The organism is Massilia glaciei (assembly GCF_003011895.2).
GTDB lineage: Bacteria > Pseudomonadota > Gammaproteobacteria > Burkholderiales > Burkholderiaceae_D > Telluria_A > Telluria_A glaciei.
The window spans coordinates 1-17,479 of record NZ_PXWF02000276.1 but is presented as its reverse complement, the minus strand read 5'-3'; the positions used below and the strand labels follow the sequence as shown (position 1 = coordinate 17,479).

Here is a 17,479-nt window from a genome sequence, read left to right as displayed (position 1 = left end):
AAGCGCCGGGCCTCTCAGCCTCTCAGCCGGCGTTGGTTTCGGCGTCGGCGCACTGGTCGATCGCGTCGAGCAGGTTCTGGATCGCGACCGGCTTCACCAGATGCATGTCGAAGCCCGCCTCGAGCACCCGCCGCTGGTCCTCGGCCAGGCCGTAGCCGGTCAGCGCGATGAGCTTGATATTGCGCGTGAGCTCGTTGGCGCGCAGGCGCCGCGCGACCTCGTAGCCATCGATGCCGGGCAGGCCGATGTCGACCAGCGCCACCTGCGGGCGCAGCGTCAACGCCTTGCGCACGCCCTCGATGCCGTCGGCCGCGTGTTCGACCGGGTAGCCGTAGGCGCCGAGCATGGTCGCCATCATCTCGCGCCCGTCGTCGTTGTCCTCGATCAGCAGCAGCGTCGGCTTGGCCGGTTCTCCCGGCAACTGCAGCGCCACCGGCACCGGCAGCGTGGCCGCCTGCGTGGCCGGCAGCCGGATCGCGAAGGTGCTGCCGAGGTTGGCGCCGTCGCTGTGCGCGCTGACGCTGCCGCCGTGCAGCTCCACGAGGCGGCGCACCAGCGCCAGGCCGATGCCGAGCCCGCCCTGTGAGCGCTCCAGCGTGATGGTTCCCTGCACAAACACGTCGAACACCTGCGGCAGCAGGTCGGCCGAGATGCCGACCCCCGAGTCGCGCACCGTGAGCACGATGTCGTTGCCGGCCGGCGCCACCGAGATGGCGATGCTGCCTCCCGCCTGGGTGTACTTGAGAGCGTTGTCGATCAGGTTCGTGGCGACCTGTTCGATGCGGGTCGGGTCGCCGCTGACCCAGCCCGGGCTCAGCTCGACCGTCAGGCTGTAGGGTGAGCTGCGGCCGGTGGCCTTGAAGGTGTCGAGGCAGGCCGAGACGATCGCGCCGACGTCGACCGGCTGGTGCGCCAGCAAGATCTTGCCCGACATGGCGCGTGACAGGTCGAGCAGGTCGTCGACGATGCGGCTCAGGTGCTGGCTCTGGCGCTGGATGATCGCCTTGGCCCGGGTCACGGTGTCGGCGCCGGCGCCCTGCATGCCGATCAGCGAGGCGGCGCTGCTGATCGCGCTGAGCGGGTTGCGCAGCTCATGGCCGAGCATGGCGAGGAATTCGTCCTTGGCGTTGTTCTTGCGCTCGGCCGCCTGGCGCTCCTCCATCTCGCGCGTGAGGCGCTTGTTGGTGGCGCTCAGTTCGGTGCTGCGCTGGCTCAGCTTGGCGGCTTGGCGCTTGAGTTCCTCGTTCTTGGTCGCCAGCGCCACGAACACGCTGACCTTGGCCTGCAGGATCTGCGGGATCACCGGGGTGAACAAAAAATCGGCGGCGCCGCGCTGGTAGGCTTTCAGGCGGTCAATTTCGTCGGCCAAAAAGGCCGTCACGAAAATGATCGGAATGTCGGCCGAGCGGGCGCGCTGGTGGATCGCCTCGGCGGTCTCGAAGCCGTCCATGCCGGGCATGTTAACGTCGAGCAAAATCACGGCGAAGTCGTGCAGCAGCACCTGGCGCAGGGCCTCCTGGCCGGAGCGCGCGGCGAGCACCTCGTAATTGGTTTCATCGGCCCACATGTCAAGCAGGCTGGTCAGTGCCAGCAGGCTTGCAGCGTCGTCGTTGACGACCAGGATTTTTGGTTTTTCGATTTTGAGCACGTGGTTCCTGCTGCGATAGAGAGCGGCGTCCCTGGGCGGGCGCTTTGCCCACGGACATGGGGAGTCGTTGACGCTGCTTGCCCAATGGCGACAATCATAGCAACCGGGTAATCCGATGTCAAAAGGCAAGCGTGCGCCGCCCCGCGTTCACACAACGTACGCTGCCGCACATACGGCATGGGGGGCGCTGTGACATAGTGACACCGAGTCCAGATTGACGCTCGCGCAACGGCGCATGCAGCAAGGACAATCCGGTCACCGCGCCGGCCGCAGGCCCGCACCACCGCTTCAATCCCCACCCGAAAGGACCACCATGAATATCAATGCAATCATTGACGACGCGTATGCAGGCAAATGCCTGCGCGACCTCGTCGAATCCCCCGTCAACGCGCTGCGCGGCGTCAGCGCCGCCGACGCCAAGCTGCTGGCCAAGGCCTTCGGCGTCAACACCATCGGCGAACTGGCCGACCTCAAGTTCGTCAAATGGGCGTGCGCTATCCAGGCCCTGGCCGCCGGCGAGGCCGACACCACCGAACAGGTGGCCCGTGAGACGCTGCTCGACGAGGCGGTCGAAATGACCTTTCCCGCCAGCGATCCGATCTCGGTCGATTCCGGCATCACGCGCATCGAAGTCGCGCCCGAAAAAGTCGACGCTCACACCGACCACCAAGGCGCCGGCGCGATCGAAGAAAATTGCAAGGCGGCCGACAGCCGCAACGCCAAGTAGGCAACGCGAGCCACAGGCAAGCCACGCAAGCCACGCAAGCCACGCAAGCCACGCAAGTGACCCGTGGCACGCGGGTGGCATGCAAGAAATAAACGCCACACGCGGCACGCGCGTGGCAAGCGCGCAATCGGCGCGGCCCTCCACGTGATTGAGCGTGGGCGCCAGACGTGAACGCGGCCCGTCGATACGGACGGGCCGCGTTCAACTGAAGGCGATCGTTCAACTGAAGGTGATCGGGTTGCGCCGCCAACGACTGCGCCGCTAACGACTGGTGGCCGTGCGCGCCTCGTCCAGCGCCGCTTGCGGCGCTTTGCCCGAGGTCGCGCAATAACGGTTTTTGCCGCCGCGCTTGGCCTCGTACAAGGCATAGTCGGCGATGCTGATCAGCGCCTCGACCGTTTCGGCGTCGTCCGGATAGATGCTGATGCCGATGCTGGTCGACAATTGAAGCGTCAGATCGTTGATGAAAAACGGCTCCAACACCGCCTCGACCAGCTTGGCGGCCGGTCCCTGGACGTCCGACAAGCTGCTCACATCCCCCAACACGACCATGAATTCGTCGCCGCCGAGGCGCGCGACCGTGTCTTCCTTGCGCGACGACGCGACCAGCCTCTGGGCCACGATCTTGAGCACCTCGTCGCCATAGGCGTGGCCGTAGGTGTCGTTGATCGCCTTGAAGCCATCGAGGTCGAGGTACATGATGGCCGCCTTGTGGTGGTTGCGGTTGGCGTGCTGGAGCGTGGTCTCGATGCGGTCCTCGAGCAGGCGACGGTTCGGCAGGCCCGTGAGCGCGTCGTGCAGCGCCAGTTCCTGCTGGGCCTTGCTGTATTGGGCCAGTTCGCGGTACAGCAGGCGCACCTCGAGCATGTTGTGGATGCGCTTGTGCACCTCGAGCAGGTCGAACGGTTTGCTGATGAAGTCGCGCGCGCCCGCCTCGAGCGCGGCGATCTTGAAGCTCGGTTGCGCCGTCAGGGCCAGCACCGGCAGGTAGCCGCCTTGCTCGATCTCCTTGAGGCCCTTCATGACCTGGAAGCCGTTCAGGCCGGGCATCTGCAGGTCGAGCAAGATCAGGTCGTAGCAGTGCTGGCGGTGCAGCGGGCAGACGGTCTCCGGCAGCATGGTCGAACTGACGCAGCGGTAACCCTCTTCGCGCAGGATCTCTTCCATCAGGTCGATATTGTCGGCGGAGTCGTCAACCACCAATATCTTCGCGTTCAATATGTCTTCTCTGCTAGGCATGCGGTGGTCTCAATCTCAGCAACATTAACAGCCCCTTGGCGGTCCCGCCGAAAAACAGGGCCACGGCCGGCGTGGGTGCTTCGCACTTGCTGCGAAGGCGGATGCGGGGCCGTCGGAACTGCACACAGTGTAACAAATCCGAAATAATTTCTTGTAGGACATCGCCGCGTTTAAAAGTAGGAAATCCGGGGCCAATGTGTTGCGTTGGATTAATTAAATATGCTCCACGTCTATGAATAGCACATATTGGCTGAATGTCAATAAAAAGAATTGACGTTATGCCACATGCGCCGGGACGCCGGCCTGGCACCCGGTGGTGGCGGGCGGCGCCTCAGCCTCTCAGCCCGGCGCGACCAGCCGCGCCACCGCGGCGATCAGCTCGACCGGCTCGACCGGCTTGGCGATGTGGGCCGCGAAGCCGGCCGTGAGCGCGCGCACCCGGTCCTCGGAGCGCGCGAACGCGGTCAGCGCCACGGCCGGGACGGCGCCGCCGCCCTCGGGGCCGAGCGCGCGCACCAGCGACAGCAACGCGAAGCCGTCGATGTCGGGCATGCCGAGGTCGCTCACGAGCACGTCGAAGTGGTCCTTGCGCATGCGGGCCAGCGCCTCGACCGCGCCGCCCGCCGTGCTGACGCTGGCGTGGCAGTCGCTCAGGATCCGGTGGATCAGTTCGCGCGCGTCGGGCTCGTCGTCGACCACCAGCACCCTGACCCCGGACAGGTCGCGCAGCAGCAGTTCGGGCGCGAGCGGGGCGGGCGGGTGGTAGGGCGCGCGCCCGCTGCGCGCCGACGGCGCCGCCTGGCTCGCCGCCGGCAGCTCGATCGTGAAGCTGGCGCCCTGGTCGGGCCCGGCGCTGCTCACCTCGACCGTGCCGCCGTGCTGCTCGACCAGGTGCTTGACGATCGACAGTCCCAGCCCCAGCCCGCCGTGCTGCCGGGTGGTCGAGGCGTCGGCCTGGCGGAAGCGCTCGAACACATGGGCCATGAAGCCGGGCGCGATGCCGACCCCGCTGTCGTGCACCGAGATGCGCACCGGGCCGGCGTCGGCGCCGGGCGCGCCGCCGGTCAGGGTGATGCGCACCAGGCCGTCGCGCGGGGTGAATTTGATCGCGTTCGAGAGCAGGTTCCAGATCACCTGCTGCAGCCGGGCCGGGTCGCCCGCGATCGCGGCGGCGTCGGGCGCGTAGTGCTTCTCGAGGCGGATGTTCTTGGCGTCGGCCGCCGGGCGCACTGTTTCGATGGCGGCGTCGATGAACACCGACGGCGCCACCGTCTGCATGTCGAGCATCACCTTGCCCGAGGTGATGCGGCTCATGTCGAGCAAGTCCTCGATCAGTTGCGCCTGGGCGCGCGCGTTGCGCTCGATGGTCTGCAGGCCGCGCTGCAGGTCGGCCTGGTCGCGGCTGCCGCGGCGCAGCACCTGGGCCCAGCCGAGGATGGCCGACAGCGGGGTGCGCAGCTCGTGCGAGAGGGTGGCCAGGAACTCGTCCTTCATCTGGCTGGTGCGCTCGGCCTCGGCGCGCGCGAGGCGCTCGCTCTCGAGCAGCACCTTGCGCTCCTCGGCGGCCTGCTGGGCCGCCTCGTAGAGGCGCGTGTTGTCGATCGCCACGGCGGCCTGGGCGGCGATGCCGCCGACGATGCGCTCGGTGCGCTCGGTGAAGATGGCGGCCTCGGGGTGGCCCAGGAACAGGCTGCCGAGCACCTCGCCCGAGCGCGCGATGACGGGCACGGCCAGATAGCTGCGCAGCGCCGGGTGGCCCTCGGGCATGCCGAAGTGGGGCCCGTTCTGGCCGTAAAGCGGCTCGCGCGTGATGTCGTCCGAGCGCAGCACGCCCTCGCCGCGCAGGCTGGGGCCGAACAGGGCGGTGTCGCGCGGAAAGCCGAAGCGCTCGAACTCGTCGGGCGAGGCGCCGGACAGGGTGTAGAGTGTGGACAGGTCGCCGTCGCCGTCTTTGCCGCGGTAGAAAAAGGCGCCGAAGCGCGCGCCGCTGACGTTGGTGGCGGCGTCGGTGACGACCTGCAGCAGCGAGCGCAGGTCGCGCTGGGTGGCCAGCGCGGTGCCGGTGCTGTTGAGCAGTTCGAGCACGTTCGACTCGTCGCGCAGCGCCTGCTGGGCGCGCTTGACCTGGTCGACGTCGGTGTTGGTGCCGAACCAGCGCACCACGTGCCCGTGGCGGTCGCGCACCGCGTTGACGCGCGTGAGGAACCAGCGGTACTGGCCGTCGGCGCCGCGGATCGGGTACTCCATCTCGAACGGATCGCCGGTGCGCAGCGACTCGTGCCAGCGCTGCAGCACGTGGGGCACGGCGGCCGGGTCGAGCGTGCTCTGCCAGCCCCAGTTGACCACCTGGTCGGGCGAGCTGCCGGTGTATTCGTACCAGCGCTTGTTGAACCAGACGATGTTGCCGTCGGCCTGCGCCATCCAGGCCAGCTGCGGGATCGCGTTGGCCAGCGCGCGCAGCACCTCCTCGCTCTGGCGCAGGGTGTCCTCGGCGCTCTTGCGGGTGGAGATGTCCTGCAGCACGCCGGTCATGCCGAGCACCGTGTTGTTGCCGTCGTAGTCGCCGCGCCCGACCAGCGCCACCCACAGCTGGCCGGCGCCGGGGCGCTCGATCCGGCATTCGAGGTCGAGCTCGCCGTGCTCGACGAAGGCTTGCAGGAATTCGTTGCGGACCATTTCGCGGTCGCCCTCGGCGATGCGCTCGCGCAACTGCGGCCACGCCAGCGGCAGCTCGGCCGGCAGGCCGAAGATGTCGGCCGCGCGCGCGCCCAGCGTGATGCGGTCGGCCAGCGCGTCCCAGCGCCAGTCGCCGAGGCGGCCGGCCGCGAGCGCCACCTGCAGCCGCTTGCTGCCGGCCAGCACCGCCGCCTCGTCGGCCTTGCGCGCGCTGATGTCGCGGATCGCGCAGCTCACGCCGCCGTCGGCCGGGTAGGCGCGCAGCCCGAACCAGCGGCCGCACCCCACATGGTAGAACTCGAAGCTGCCGGCCTGGCCGAGCGCGCGCGCGCGGCGCAGCCCGCTTTCGAGCGCGCTCGCGCGCAGGTCGGGAAACGCGTCCCACAGGCGCTGGCCGCGCGCCTCGCCGCCCGCGCCGTCGGCGCGGGCGAGCAACTGCCGCGCGCGCCGGTTGATGTAGCTGATGCGCCACTCGGCGTCGAGCGTGAGGAAGCCGTCGGCGAGCTCGTCGATGGTGTGGGCGAGGGTGCTCAAGAGCGCTCCCGGGGGGCCGGGCCCGCGCTGGCGTGCCGGGCCTCGTGGGCGGCGCGACACCGGGAGCGGCTGCGGGTCGGTGTCGGGGTCATCGTCGATGTGGTTCGTGGAGGCCGCGCGGGAGCGGCCCGGGGTGGTCCCGTTTTACGCTCCAGCAAGCCTGACATCAAATTCTAGCGCAGCGACGCGCTCCGCCGCCACACGGTTGGCCGCGTCAGCCGGCCGGGCCGAACGCGGCCAACGCCGCCTGCAGCTGCTCGATCTCGTAGGGTTTTTGCAGGGAGACGAAGGGAAACTCGACGTGGCGCAGCAGGGCCCCGCCGTAGCCGGACGCGAACACCACGTGCAGGGACGGCTGCGCGGCGATCGCCTGGCGCGCCAGTTCGACCCCCGACATGCCGGGCAGGCTGACGTCGGTGAACAGCACGTCGTAGGCCGACGCGGGCAGCATCGGCAGCGCCTGTTCGGCGCTGCCCACGCCGTCGGCGTCGTGGCCGAAGGCCTTGAGCATTTCGCAGACCAGGTATTGGGAGTCGATGTTGTCCTCGACCACCAGCACGCGCAGGCGGGCGGTGGCGGGCGCGGGCGCGGGCGTGTCGGCGGGCGCCGCCGCGAACGAGCACAGCACGCCGGACACCGTCTCGTCCTCGCGCAACGGCGTCAGGTACAGTTCGAAGGCGCCGGCCGCGACCCGCTGCGGTTGTCCCCGCCAGGCGGCGGCCAGCGGCGCGGGCGGCAAGTCCGGCAACGCGCCGCCGGCGGCCAGGGCGGCGTGGGCCGCGTTGTTCACAGAAGCATGTTCGCGCCCCCACAGCAGCAGCATCGGCAGCGGCGAATGGCGCGCGATGTCGTCCGCCACCCGCCGCGCGGGCGACCAGTGCGCGCGTTCGCCCGGGGTGGCGCTATCGCTATCGCGGTCGGTGGCGGTGGGGTCGGGCAGGGGGCCGGATGGGGGCATAAGGTATCGTATGATTGTGTGGACGGGGGGCGCCGACGCGGCGCGCACTCGCGGGATCGTACACTAAATGTGCTTGGGCAAGCGCCATGCAAGACTGACATGGCCGGCCGTCGTTGGGCCGCGCGCGGCATGCGGTCCAGGGGCGGGGGAAGGGCAAGCAGTTGAGGACCCGGGGCGGGACCGGTTTGTTGGCAGCGGCCTGCGCGGCGCCATTGATAATGATGGGCCCGAGATGGCTCAGGCGATGATTGCTTCAATGCCCTTGGTCTCTACAATATGCAGCAACTTTGCGGCGGCTCCGCTTGGGTGCTTTGCCGCTGAGGGCGACTCCCACTTCTGAACCGTGGAAACGCTCACATTGAGAATCGACGCGAACACTTGCTGACTCATCCTTGCGACACCTGTTCGAATTGCTACGACACGTTGCGGGGAATATTCGGGCGGAGCTACGCAGAATGCATTCATGCGCGCCATGTCAGCCTTGGACACAAGACCATATGCGCTCAGGTCTGCCGCCGTCTCCAGTAGTTCGCGCAGAACACGACTATCCGCGTTTGTTTTCTTGCTCATGGCAAATCTCCGTTAGAACGCCGTTGATCTTCAATGTTTCAAGCCTTTCAAGATCGGCCGCCTGCAAGCCCTTACCCACGACTTTTGCGGCTTCCTCCTCCTTTGGGGAGAAATCTGTTCCTGGGTCACTCTTTGTCCGACCAGCAAGGAAGAAAATCGCTGATTTATGTTGTTTTGCTACCAGGGAACGGACCGAGCCACGCTTTCCCTGACCAGGTAAGGCAATTCGCTTTTTGCAAACACCTTGACCTAAGTCAGTTTCAAACTCACCACGTTCGATCTCACGCGCAACTTGGAAAAGCAGGTCGTCCGAGATGGCCTTTTTGGCCCATCGCGCAAATGTCTTTGTTTTGAACACTCTTTTATCACTCATTCGTTCCTCAAATTATAGCACATGGTGCTACAGTTTTCGGCTTGGTGCAGGCACGTTACCGCAAGGGATCTCAACATTTTAACGTAGGTCTATTTCTAACAAGATTTGAGCCTCGCCGGTGGCGTTTTTGATGGGATTCCAAGGCCCGACGGTCGAGGGTGGTGTCACCGTAGAACGCCGCAAAATATTTGACTTCATCCGGGCCGAGGAAATAGAACAGCCGGCCGTCCGCGAGCGCACCGGCAATCCACATGCACGAGACACCCAGTCGTTTCGCGAACTCTTCTTCAGTAATAAGCTCGTTGCGCGTGATGCGGTCGAGGAGCGTCTTTGCCGCGTTCTCGCGCCCTTGCTTCATGGCGGCGTTGCCCGCGCGGATAGATTCTTCCATTGTCATGGGCGCCGCTGGACCATCGGTCAGGGCTTCCTGCAAAACTTTCTCGAGCTTGGCGTCGAGGGCCGTCTCTTCAGCGCGACGCAGGCTATCCACGGTACATTCCCCCCTGCAACGGTGCGTGGGCCGGTGAGAAGCATCGTAACGGTGCGATGCGGGGGGGAGTGTATGGACGGGGCGACGGAGCAGTGGGGGAAATGCAAAGCGTCTAATTTCTTGGTGCATCGAGGCGAAATCGGATGTAACCTTTTGATTTCAATGGGAATGGGCCACCCTGCTTATTATTAAGCGTCCAACGCTACCATCTTCCAGAGTCAGTTCAGGCTGATTTGATACGCCGGAATGGAAGCAAGTCGTCGATGTCGCTGTTGCGACAGGTCGGCAATTTTTCCAGGGTGCTTTTGAGCCAGGCAGCCGGATCGAGGCCGTTCAGTTTGGCGGTCCCCAGCAGGGATTGAATCGCGGCGGCGCGGCGTCCGGCGCGCTCAGAGCCGGCGTAGAGCCAGTTCTTTTTCCCGATTGCGAGCGGGCGAATTGTGTTCTCGACGGCATTGTTATCGATCGGCAGTGTGCCGCTGTCGGCATAGCGGATGAGCGCCGGCCAGCGACGAATCGTGTAGTCGAGCGCCTTGGCGGTGCTGCTGCCGGGAGCGACCGTCAGGCGCACCGCGGTCAGCCATGCCTCGAACGAAGCCAACACCGGCTTCGCCTCCTGCTGGCGCAGCAGCAGGCGCGCCGGCGCATCCAGATCCTTGCCGGCCTTTTCGATCCCATACAAGGTGGCGATCCATTTCAATGCCTGCTCAGCAACGGGACTCTTGTTGGCCACGAACAAATCGAACAGCTTGCGGCGCGCGTGCGCCCAGCAACCGAGCTCGATCACGCCGGCACGGAACAGCGCTTTATAGCCACTGAAATCGTCAACCATGAGGTGCCCCTGCCATCCTTGCAGATAGTCGCGCACGAACTGTCCACTGCGCCCGGGCTGGTAGTCGAACACGACAATGGGCGGCCCGTCCTCCAGGTCGCAACTGCGGTACGCCCACAGATAGGCTTTCTTGGTTTTTCCTTTGCCAGGATCGAGTTGCGCCACCGGCGTTTCGTCGGCATGGAGCACGTCGCGCTGGCGCAGGAAGTGACTCATGCGGTCGGCCAGCGGTTGCAACGCAACGCCGATCTTGCCCACCCATTCGGACTGGTTCGAGCGCGGCAGCGGCACGTTGTCGCGCGCGGCGATTTGCTCGATCCGGTACAGCGGCAGATGGTCGACGAACTTGCTGACGGCGATCCAGTTCAGCAAACCGGGCGCGGCGATGCCGCCATCGATGATCGCCGGCGCGATGAACGCCGCGGTGATGGTTTCGCAGGGGCGGCAGGCATATTGGGGCCGAATGTGGCGGTGCACGAAGAAACGCGCCGGCTCCACATCGAGTTGTTCCGTGATGTCCTCGCCGATTTTGACCAGCGCGCCGCCGCATTGGCCGCAGGTGCACGAGTCCGGCTCGTGCAGGTGCACCACGCGTTCGAGGTGGTCGGGAAGCGGCTGGCGGCCGGCGCGCGCGCGTTGCTTCTTTGGCGCTGCGACCTCGACCTGCGCATCGACCATGGCTTCCAGTTCGGCCAGATCCGATTCCCAGGTTTCCTGGAACAGGTCGCGATGATCGGCTGAGAGTGCCTCGGACTTGGCGCCGAAGCGCATGCGCCGGTGATGCGCCAGCTCGAGCGTGAGCGCCTGGATTTTGATGTTTGCGTTGTGCAGCTCGGCGTTCAAGCGGGCCGTCTTTTGCGCTTCCTTGACCAAGCGGTCGGCCACCTCCGAAATCCATTTCGGGAGTGTCGGATCGGTGCTCAATCGGGCCAAATCGTCGCTTAATTCCATGCGTAAATTCTACCATTTTATCTATGAAACAACCAGATAAAACAAGGGGTTTTCCCATCAGTTTCAGACCGAGCATGAACGCCATTTTCACAGCACCCAGGCGCGCGTATCGGCCACGGTCAGACGCGTCCAGTCGACCCCTGCGGTGAGCCAGTCCCACTGTGTTTCCGACAGCGAGCAGACCGCGTCGCCGGCCTTCGGCCAGACGAAACTGCCTTGATGCAGACGCCGCTGGCACAACCAGACGCCGGTGCCGTCCCAGACCAGCAACTTGAGCCGGTTCCCGCGCCGATTGCGAAACGCGTAGGCCGAACCATCGCAGGGCGCCCTGCCCAAAGCCTGTTGCACACGCAGCGACAAGCCATCCATTCCCATGCGCATGTCCACGGCTTCGACGGCGCACCACACCTGGCTTGGTTTGGGGATCATGACAACGCTCCAAGCAACTGCCCAAGCCACGCCGCTGACACGTCAGCCGACATCGACAACGACCAACCTTGGGGGCTGCGCAACAACATGTCACCACGGGAAGGCGGCGCCTTATCGATGCTGACAGGAATGAGCGTCAGCGTCTTGGCGAGAGCATTTTGTTGGCGGTTGATTCGGTACAGGAAGATGTTGAACTTCAAACCGTGCTGGCGGCAGCACTCCGCCCGCGTCAGCTTGCTTGTGCGCCATGCCGTTACGTGCTGGGCCCATTCGTCGGGAGAGGTCGGGGATGATGGATTCGATGTCATAACTGCTCCTCGTTGGAAAGCAACAAGGATGCGCCTCCATGGATTCAAAGAACAGGTGGCTGGGCTAAACGCTTACTTATTAACACCCGCAGACAAAAAAAAGCCCGCTGCGGGAGCGGGCTGAATCTATTTTCTTGGAAGAAGATAGAGGAGACAAGGCAAGGATGAAGCATCGCCAGCCATAAATCAAATTGCCATTTGTGATGACAGTCATCAAAATTTCTTATAAGGTCGCTGGACCGGGCAGGCGGACCGGGCGTTTGTGCGCATATTGCAAAAATGTTGAGTTTTTCCACGTGTGGGATCGTGCGCGCCTTTGTTCATTTAAGAAAATGTTCTAGGATAGCAAGTCATGCGATCGCCACCACAATCGAATCCGGCACCACGCCGCGCGCCCGCGCCCGCGTCGGCGACCATGCGCCGTCCGGACGGTCCATGAGCGCGCGCCACCGCTGGTCCCGATCCCTGTTTGCCGGCATGGCCGCTTGGGCCGCGCTCGGCGCGCCGTGCGCGCGCGCCCAGGCGGTCCCGGTCAACGCCAGCCTCGAGCGCAGCGTCAAGGCCGCCTTCCTGTATAAATTCCTCAGCTACGCCGAGTTTCCGGCGGGCGCCTTCGACGACCCGACCGCGCCGGTGACCATCGGCGTGCTCGGCACCGACGACATCGCCGCCGAGCTGGCCTGGATCGTGGCCGGGCGCACGGTCGGCCAGCGCCCCGTCACCGTCAGGACGCTGCGCGAGAACGAGGCCGTCGACGGCGTGCACCTGCTGTTCGTGCCCGGCTGGGACCAGCGGCGCGTGCTGGGCCTGCTCAAGGCGGCCGGACCGGCCCGCCTGCTGGCCGTGACCGAGTGCGAAAACTGCCTGCAGCACGGCAGTGTCATCAATTTCAAGATCGTCGGCCGGCGGGTCCGCTTCGACGTCTCGCTCGAGGCGGCCGAACGCCACAACATCAAACTCAGTTCGCGCCTGCTGACGGTGGCCAGCCTGGTCCACAGGGCGGGGCCATAATGCCCTTGCACGACGCCGGCACGGTCCGCAGCAAACTGGTCATCATGGCGGTCTCGACGACCTTCGTGGCGCTCCTGTCGGCCTCGCTGGCGATGCTGCTGTACGACCTGCGCACCTTCCAGCGCTACTGGATCGACGACCTCACCACCCAGGCCGACATCATCGCCAGCGTGACCGCGCCGGCGCTCGTGTTCAACGACGCCCGCACCGCCCAGCAGAGCCTGGCGCTGTTGCGGGTGCGCCCGCAAATCCAGGCCGCCGCGCTGTACGGCGCCTCCGGCATGCGCTTCGCCTCGTACCTGCGGGGCGGACCCGGCGGCACCGGATTGCCGCCCGCGCCGGGCCGCCACGGCCACCGCGTCGAGGGCGGCGAGATCGAGGTCTGGCACAAGGTCATGGACGACGGCGAGATGGTCGGCACGGTGTACCTGCGCGCGCGCCTCGGCGTGGTCGAGCGGCTGGCCAACTACGCGACCATCCTCGGCGCGGTGCTGCTGGCCTCGCTCGGGATCGCGGCGCTGGTGGCCACGCGCCTGCAGCGCGCCATCACCCGTCCGCTCGAGGCGGTCACGCACGTGGCGCGCGAGGTGATGCAGCGGCGCGATTTCAGCCTGCGCGTGCCGGGCCACGACGGCGGCGAGATCGGGGTGCTGGTGGCCGCCTTCAACGACATGCTCGGCGAGCTGGGCCGGCGCGCGCACGCGCTGCAGGACGCCAACCGCACGCTCGAGCACGAGATGCGGGTGCGCCAGGGCGCCGAGCAGGCCCTGTTGCTGGCCGACCGCCGCAAGGACGAGTTCCTGGCCACGCTCGCGCACGAGCTGCGCAACCCGCTCGCGCCGATCCGCACCGGGCTCGACATCCTGCGCATTCGCAGCGGCGACGCCAACGCCACCGAGCGCGCCACCGACATCATGGAGCGCCAGCTGCGCCAGATGGTGCGGCTGGTCGACGACCTGCTCGACGTCTCGCGCATCAACACCGGCAAGTTCGCCATCAAGATGGGGCGGGTCGAACTGAAGGCGGTCGTCAACGACGCGCTCGAGGTGGTGCGCTCGACCATCGAGCTGCACGGCCACGAGCTGGCCATCACGCTGCCCGACCGCCCGGTGTTCCTGCACGGCGACGCCACCCGGCTGGCGCAGATCCTGTCGAACCTGCTCAACAACGCGGCCAAGTACACTAACCGCGGCGGCCACGTGCGCCTCGACGCGCGGGTCGAGGACAACGCGCTGCTGATCGAGGTCGCCGACGACGGCATCGGCATCGCGCCCGACATGCTGGCGCATGTGTTCGAGATGTTCGTGCAGGTCGATTCGACGCTCGAGCGCAGCAACGCCGGCCTCGGCGTGGGCCTGTCGCTGGCGCGCAAGCTCGTCGAGCTGCACGGCGGCGGCATCGAGGCCCACAGCGACGGCGTGGGCAAGGGCAGCCGCTTCGCGGTGCGCCTGCCGATCGTGGTCGCGCCCGAGCCGCCGGCCAAGACCATCCCGGCCTCGCTGATCAGCGCCGAGGCGTTCCGCATCCTGCTCGCCGACGACAACGTCGACTTCGTCAACAGCATCGGCGCGCTGCTCTCGGCCATGGGCCACAGCGTGGTGATCACCCACAACGGCACCGACGCCCTGACGGCGGCGACGCGCTTCTTCCCCGACTACGCCTTCCTCGACATCGGCCTGCCGGGCATGTCCGGCTACGACCTTGCGCGCAGCATCCGGCGTCTGCCCAGTGGCGAACATACGGTGCTCACGGCGGTGACCGGCTGGGGCCAGGAGAAGGACCGCCAGCTCGCCTTCGAGGCCGGCTTCGACCACCACATGGTCAAGCCGGTGCGCTTCGAGCAGATCGAGGAAATCCTGGGCAACCGCGGCACGCTCAAAAAAGTCCGGAGCTAGGAGGCTCTGGGGCTTAGGGAGTCGAAGCGAAAAAAGTGCTGGACGAGGACAGATTTTGACGATTTCGCAGTGCCAATAGCGAGCTATTGGCCGAGAAAGCGGCGAAATATGGACCGTCCGGCACTTTTTGCAGCCGACGATCTTAAGTCCGACAGGCTCCTAGGTCCGGGAACTCGCCGGGCTCGGGATCGGCGGCGGCAAAAAAGCGCTGGACGGTCCCGATTTCGCCGCCTTCCCGGCGATGGCGCGCCAATGGAACGCCAATGGTAGGCCAATGGCACGCGAAATTGGCACGCGAAAGCGCCAAAACCCGTCCTCGTCCAGCGCTTGTTTTACTTCGACTCCGCTTCGACTCCCCAGGCCCGGCACGCACCCGGGCCGGACTCAGGGAAGCGCCCGCGCAACCTGCCGTTTCGACCGTCTGGTGCCGGCAGGCCCCATGGGCGCTTCGGCCCGCGCGCCTGCCGGCCTTGGCCGCCGGCGCCCGGCCTTCCGGGCCTACTTGATGCCCTTGCGCCGGCGCGCCATGAAGCCGAGCAGGCCGAGCCCGCCGAGCAGCATGCCGTAGGTGGCCGGCTCCGGCACCGGCGCGAGCATCACCGCGCCGCCGAAGCTGCCGCCCGTGTCGCCCGCCATCTGGCCCGACACGCCCAGGTAGTAGCTGCCCAGCGCGAGGTTGTCGGTGCTCACGGTCCAGACGTCGGTTGCCCCGGTCTGCGTCGAGGTGCCAGACGCCACCAGCGAACCGTCGTTCTGGTACACGTTCAGGCCCGTGATGTTGAGCCCCATGCCGGCGGTGCGGCCGATCGAGGAGACGATCGCGTCGAGGTCGTGCGGCACGTTCGTGACCTCGAACACGAAGCGGTCCGAGAACGATTGGCCGCTGTTGTCCTTGGCGAAGGTCGAGCCGAAGTGGGCGCTGTTGTCGAGCACCTCAAGCTCGAAGATGTCCGCCGCCGAAGCAAACGACGATGCCATCGATGCGCCCGCGACGACCATGGCGGCAAGCAGAGATTTTGGATTTTTCATAGTAACCTCACAAAAATGAGCCGCGCTGTGCGGCCTGGGTTGAACAAGCATCGGGGAACTCCATGCTAGCAAAGCCCCGTTCGAAATCAGCCGTTCGACGCCGCGCGCGGCGCTTCGCCGCAATCGGTTCCTGTCGTAAATGGTTTGCTTTGCGTCCATGCGGAAAAAGCCGCGCCCATGGGGGAGGGGGCGGCTTTTTTGCTAACGGGTGGAAATTGCGGGGCGCCGATTTGGTCGAACGTAGGGTCGATCCTACGAAAATACAGGGGGCAATCCTCGGAGGTGGCCGCTTGCCCGCGCGCCGTTTCGGCGCGCCCGGGCACGCCGCGGGCGCGGGCCGGGCGCGGCGCCGGCCATGTGGCCGCGCCAAAAAAAAGACCCCGGAGATCGCCCTCCGGGGTCTATTTTACTTACGAATTTTGGTGCGGCTGGCAGGAATTGAACCCACGACCCCTTGGTTCGTAGCCAAGTACTCTATCCAACTGAGCTACAGCCGCGACAGGCAAGATCATAACAGCTGCGTCGCCAAGCTCCAAGTGCCGGGCGACAAAAAGGCAAACAAAAAGGCAAACAAAAAGGCAAACAAAAAGGCAAACAAAAAGGCAAACAAAAAGGCAAACAAAAAGGCAAACAAAAAGGCAAACAAAAAGGCAAACAAAAAGGCAAACAAAAAGGCAAACAAAAAGGCAAACAAAAAGGCAAACAAAAAGGCAAACAAAAAGGCAAACAAAAAGGCAAACAAAAAGGCCGGCCGGCAGGGCCAAACAAAAAGGGCCTGGAGATCGCTCTCCAAGCCCGTTGTCGCTTATTTTTGTCGCTTAACTTTACTGCTTACGAATTTTGGTGCGGCTGGCAGGAATTGAACCCACGACCCCTTGGTTCGTAGCCAAGTACTCTATCCAACTGAGCTACAGCCGCGACAACGATCATTGTAGCAGAGTCACCTTGTTTGCGGAAGGGCTGAATGGGCCGCCGCCGGTGCGCCGCGGCGCCGGCCGCGAAAAGCGTCCGCGCAATGAAAAAAGACCCCGGGGAGCGATCCCCGGGGTCTTTTACATACGAATTTTGGTGCGGCTGGCAGGAATTGAACCCACGACCCCTTGGTTCGTAGCCAAGTACTCTATCCAACTGAGCTACAGCCGCGACAACGATCATTGTAGCAGAGTCACCTTGTTTGCGGAAGGGCTGAATGGGCCGCCGCCGGTGCGCCGCGGCGCCGGCCGCGAAAAGCGTCCGCGCAATGAAAAAAGACCCCGGGGAGCGATCCCCGGGGTCTTTTACATACGAATTTTGGTGCGGCTGGCAGGAATTGAACCCACGACCCCTTGGTTCGTAGCCAAGTACTCTATCCAACTGAGCTACAGCCGCGACAACGATCATTGTAGCAGAGTCACCTTGTTTGCGGAAGGGCTGAATGGGCCGCCGCCGGTGCGCCGCGGCGCCGGCCGCGAAAAGCGTCCGCGCAATGAAAAAAGACCCCGGGGAGCGATCCCCGGGGTCTTTTACATACGAATTTTGGTGCGGCTGGCAGGAATTGAACCCACGACCCCTTGGTTCGTAGCCAAGTACTCTATCCAACTGAGCTACAGCCGCGAAAGCAAGCATTGTAGCAGCTCCGCTTTGTTTCCGAAAGTGCTTGCGCGCCTTGCGTCATCATCGCGTCCCCGCTGTTCGTGGCGCTAGACTGCCGTGCGGGCCGGTTTTTGCGCCACCGGAGGGGCTTGCCCCGCCGGAGAAGCAGCATTATAGGTGGCCCGCACGCCCTTGTCCAGTGCTCCCGCGCGCGCGGCACGGTAAATTCCCGCTGCG

15 protein-coding genes and 5 tRNA genes are annotated in these 17,479 nt (G+C 65.3%); 3 read left to right on the top strand and 17 right to left on the bottom strand.

Annotated elements, in window-relative coordinates; translation table 11 throughout:
• Positions 1-22 precede the first annotated feature (22 nt).
• Complete coding sequence (locus tag C7C56_RS20735) at positions 23-1,648, bottom strand: response regulator (RefSeq protein ID WP_106759259.1); 1,626 nt, start codon at positions 1,646-1,648, stop codon at positions 23-25.
• A gap of 313 nt (positions 1,649-1,961) precedes the next feature.
• On the opposite strand from C7C56_RS20735, the gene C7C56_RS20730 reads away from it, so the two are divergent.
• A complete protein-coding gene (locus tag C7C56_RS20730) occupies positions 1,962-2,375 on the top strand; it encodes a hypothetical protein (protein ID WP_106759258.1) in 414 nt (137 codons plus the stop codon).
• Between the two features lie 261 nt (positions 2,376-2,636).
• Here the strand turns inward: C7C56_RS20730 and C7C56_RS20725 are convergent, their stop codons facing one another.
• The 9 genes from C7C56_RS20725 to tnpA all read right to left on the bottom strand — a co-directional run bounded on the left by C7C56_RS20725 (position 2,637) and on the right by tnpA (position 11,735).
• Positions 2,637-3,614 (bottom strand): GGDEF domain-containing response regulator, encoded by a 978-nt coding sequence (locus tag C7C56_RS20725; protein ID WP_106759257.1) that lies wholly within the window; start codon positions 3,612-3,614, stop codon positions 2,637-2,639.
• 339 nt (positions 3,615-3,953) lie between these two features.
• Positions 3,954-6,824 carry a hybrid sensor histidine kinase/response regulator gene (locus C7C56_RS20720; protein ID WP_229458894.1) on the bottom strand — a complete coding sequence of 957 codons (2,871 nt, stop codon included), beginning with the start codon at positions 6,822-6,824 and terminating at the stop codon, positions 3,954-3,956.
• 214 nt (positions 6,825-7,038) lie between these two features.
• The gene (locus tag C7C56_RS20715) at positions 7,039-7,782 is read right to left on the bottom strand and encodes a response regulator (RefSeq protein ID WP_229458893.1); all 744 of its coding nucleotides are present in this window, start codon (positions 7,780-7,782) and stop codon (positions 7,039-7,041) included.
• Positions 7,783-8,019: 237 nt separating this feature from the next.
• The gene (locus C7C56_RS20710; RefSeq protein ID WP_181373275.1) at positions 8,020-8,352 is read right to left on the bottom strand and encodes a helix-turn-helix domain-containing protein; all 333 of its coding nucleotides are present in this window, start codon (positions 8,350-8,352) and stop codon (positions 8,020-8,022) included.
• Positions 8,327-8,725: a type II toxin-antitoxin system RelE/ParE family toxin gene (locus C7C56_RS20705; protein ID WP_106759255.1), complete on the bottom strand. Its 399-nt coding sequence runs from the start codon at positions 8,723-8,725 to the stop codon at positions 8,327-8,329. The genes C7C56_RS20710 and C7C56_RS20705 overlap by 26 nt, the downstream gene beginning before the upstream one ends.
• Positions 8,726-8,795: 70 nt before the next feature.
• Entirely contained in the window at positions 8,796-9,215 is a 420-nt protein-coding gene (locus C7C56_RS20700; RefSeq protein WP_106759254.1) for a hypothetical protein, read from the bottom strand.
• Between the two features lie 223 nt (positions 9,216-9,438).
• Positions 9,439-10,998: an IS66 family transposase gene (gene tnpC / locus C7C56_RS20695; protein WP_106759253.1), complete on the bottom strand. Its 1,560-nt coding sequence runs from the start codon at positions 10,996-10,998 to the stop codon at positions 9,439-9,441.
• Between the two features lie 87 nt (positions 10,999-11,085).
• On the bottom strand, positions 11,086-11,427 hold the full coding sequence (gene tnpB / locus C7C56_RS20690; protein WP_106759252.1) for an IS66 family insertion sequence element accessory protein TnpB: 342 nt from the start codon (positions 11,425-11,427) through the stop codon (positions 11,086-11,088).
• The gene (gene tnpA / locus C7C56_RS28360) at positions 11,424-11,735 is read right to left on the bottom strand and encodes an IS66 family insertion sequence element accessory protein TnpA (protein WP_146204576.1); all 312 of its coding nucleotides are present in this window, start codon (positions 11,733-11,735) and stop codon (positions 11,424-11,426) included. The genes tnpB and tnpA overlap by 4 nt, the downstream gene beginning before the upstream one ends.
• 435 nt (positions 11,736-12,170) lie before the next feature.
• On the opposite strand from tnpA, the gene C7C56_RS20685 reads away from it, so the two are divergent.
• Together C7C56_RS20685 and C7C56_RS20680 are read left to right on the top strand one after the other, a co-directional pair.
• Complete coding sequence (locus tag C7C56_RS20685) at positions 12,171-12,746, top strand: TOL_0243 family YfiR-like periplasmic protein (protein ID WP_181373274.1); 576 nt, start codon at positions 12,171-12,173, stop codon at positions 12,744-12,746.
• Positions 12,746-14,641, top strand: coding sequence for a sensor histidine kinase, YfiR-like protein-associated (locus C7C56_RS20680; protein ID WP_106759250.1), 1,896 nt, complete (start codon positions 12,746-12,748; stop codon positions 14,639-14,641). Before C7C56_RS20685 ends, C7C56_RS20680 begins: the two co-directional genes overlap by 1 nt.
• 498 nt (positions 14,642-15,139) lie before the next feature.
• Here the strand turns inward: C7C56_RS20680 and C7C56_RS20675 are convergent, their stop codons facing one another.
• From C7C56_RS20675 to C7C56_RS20645, 7 genes are all read right to left on the bottom strand, one after another.
• Positions 15,140-15,670: an FxDxF family PEP-CTERM protein gene (locus tag C7C56_RS20675; RefSeq protein ID WP_106759249.1), complete on the bottom strand. Its 531-nt coding sequence runs from the start codon at positions 15,668-15,670 to the stop codon at positions 15,140-15,142.
• Between the two features lie 420 nt (positions 15,671-16,090).
• Positions 16,091-16,167 (bottom strand) — tRNA-Arg (locus C7C56_RS20670).
• A gap of 11 nt (positions 16,168-16,178) precedes the next feature.
• Positions 16,179-16,463 (bottom strand): hypothetical protein, encoded by a 285-nt coding sequence (locus tag C7C56_RS29025; protein WP_181373273.1) that lies wholly within the window; start codon positions 16,461-16,463, stop codon positions 16,179-16,181.
• 48 nt (positions 16,464-16,511) lie between these two features.
• Positions 16,512-16,588, bottom strand: a tRNA-Arg gene (locus tag C7C56_RS20660).
• A 148-nt stretch (positions 16,589-16,736) separates the two neighbouring features.
• A tRNA-Arg gene (locus C7C56_RS20655) sits at positions 16,737-16,813 on the bottom strand.
• A gap of 148 nt (positions 16,814-16,961) precedes the next feature.
• Positions 16,962-17,038 (bottom strand) — tRNA-Arg (locus C7C56_RS20650).
• 148 nt (positions 17,039-17,186) lie between these two features.
• Positions 17,187-17,263 (bottom strand) — tRNA-Arg (locus C7C56_RS20645).
• Positions 17,264-17,479: the final 216 nt, after the last annotated feature.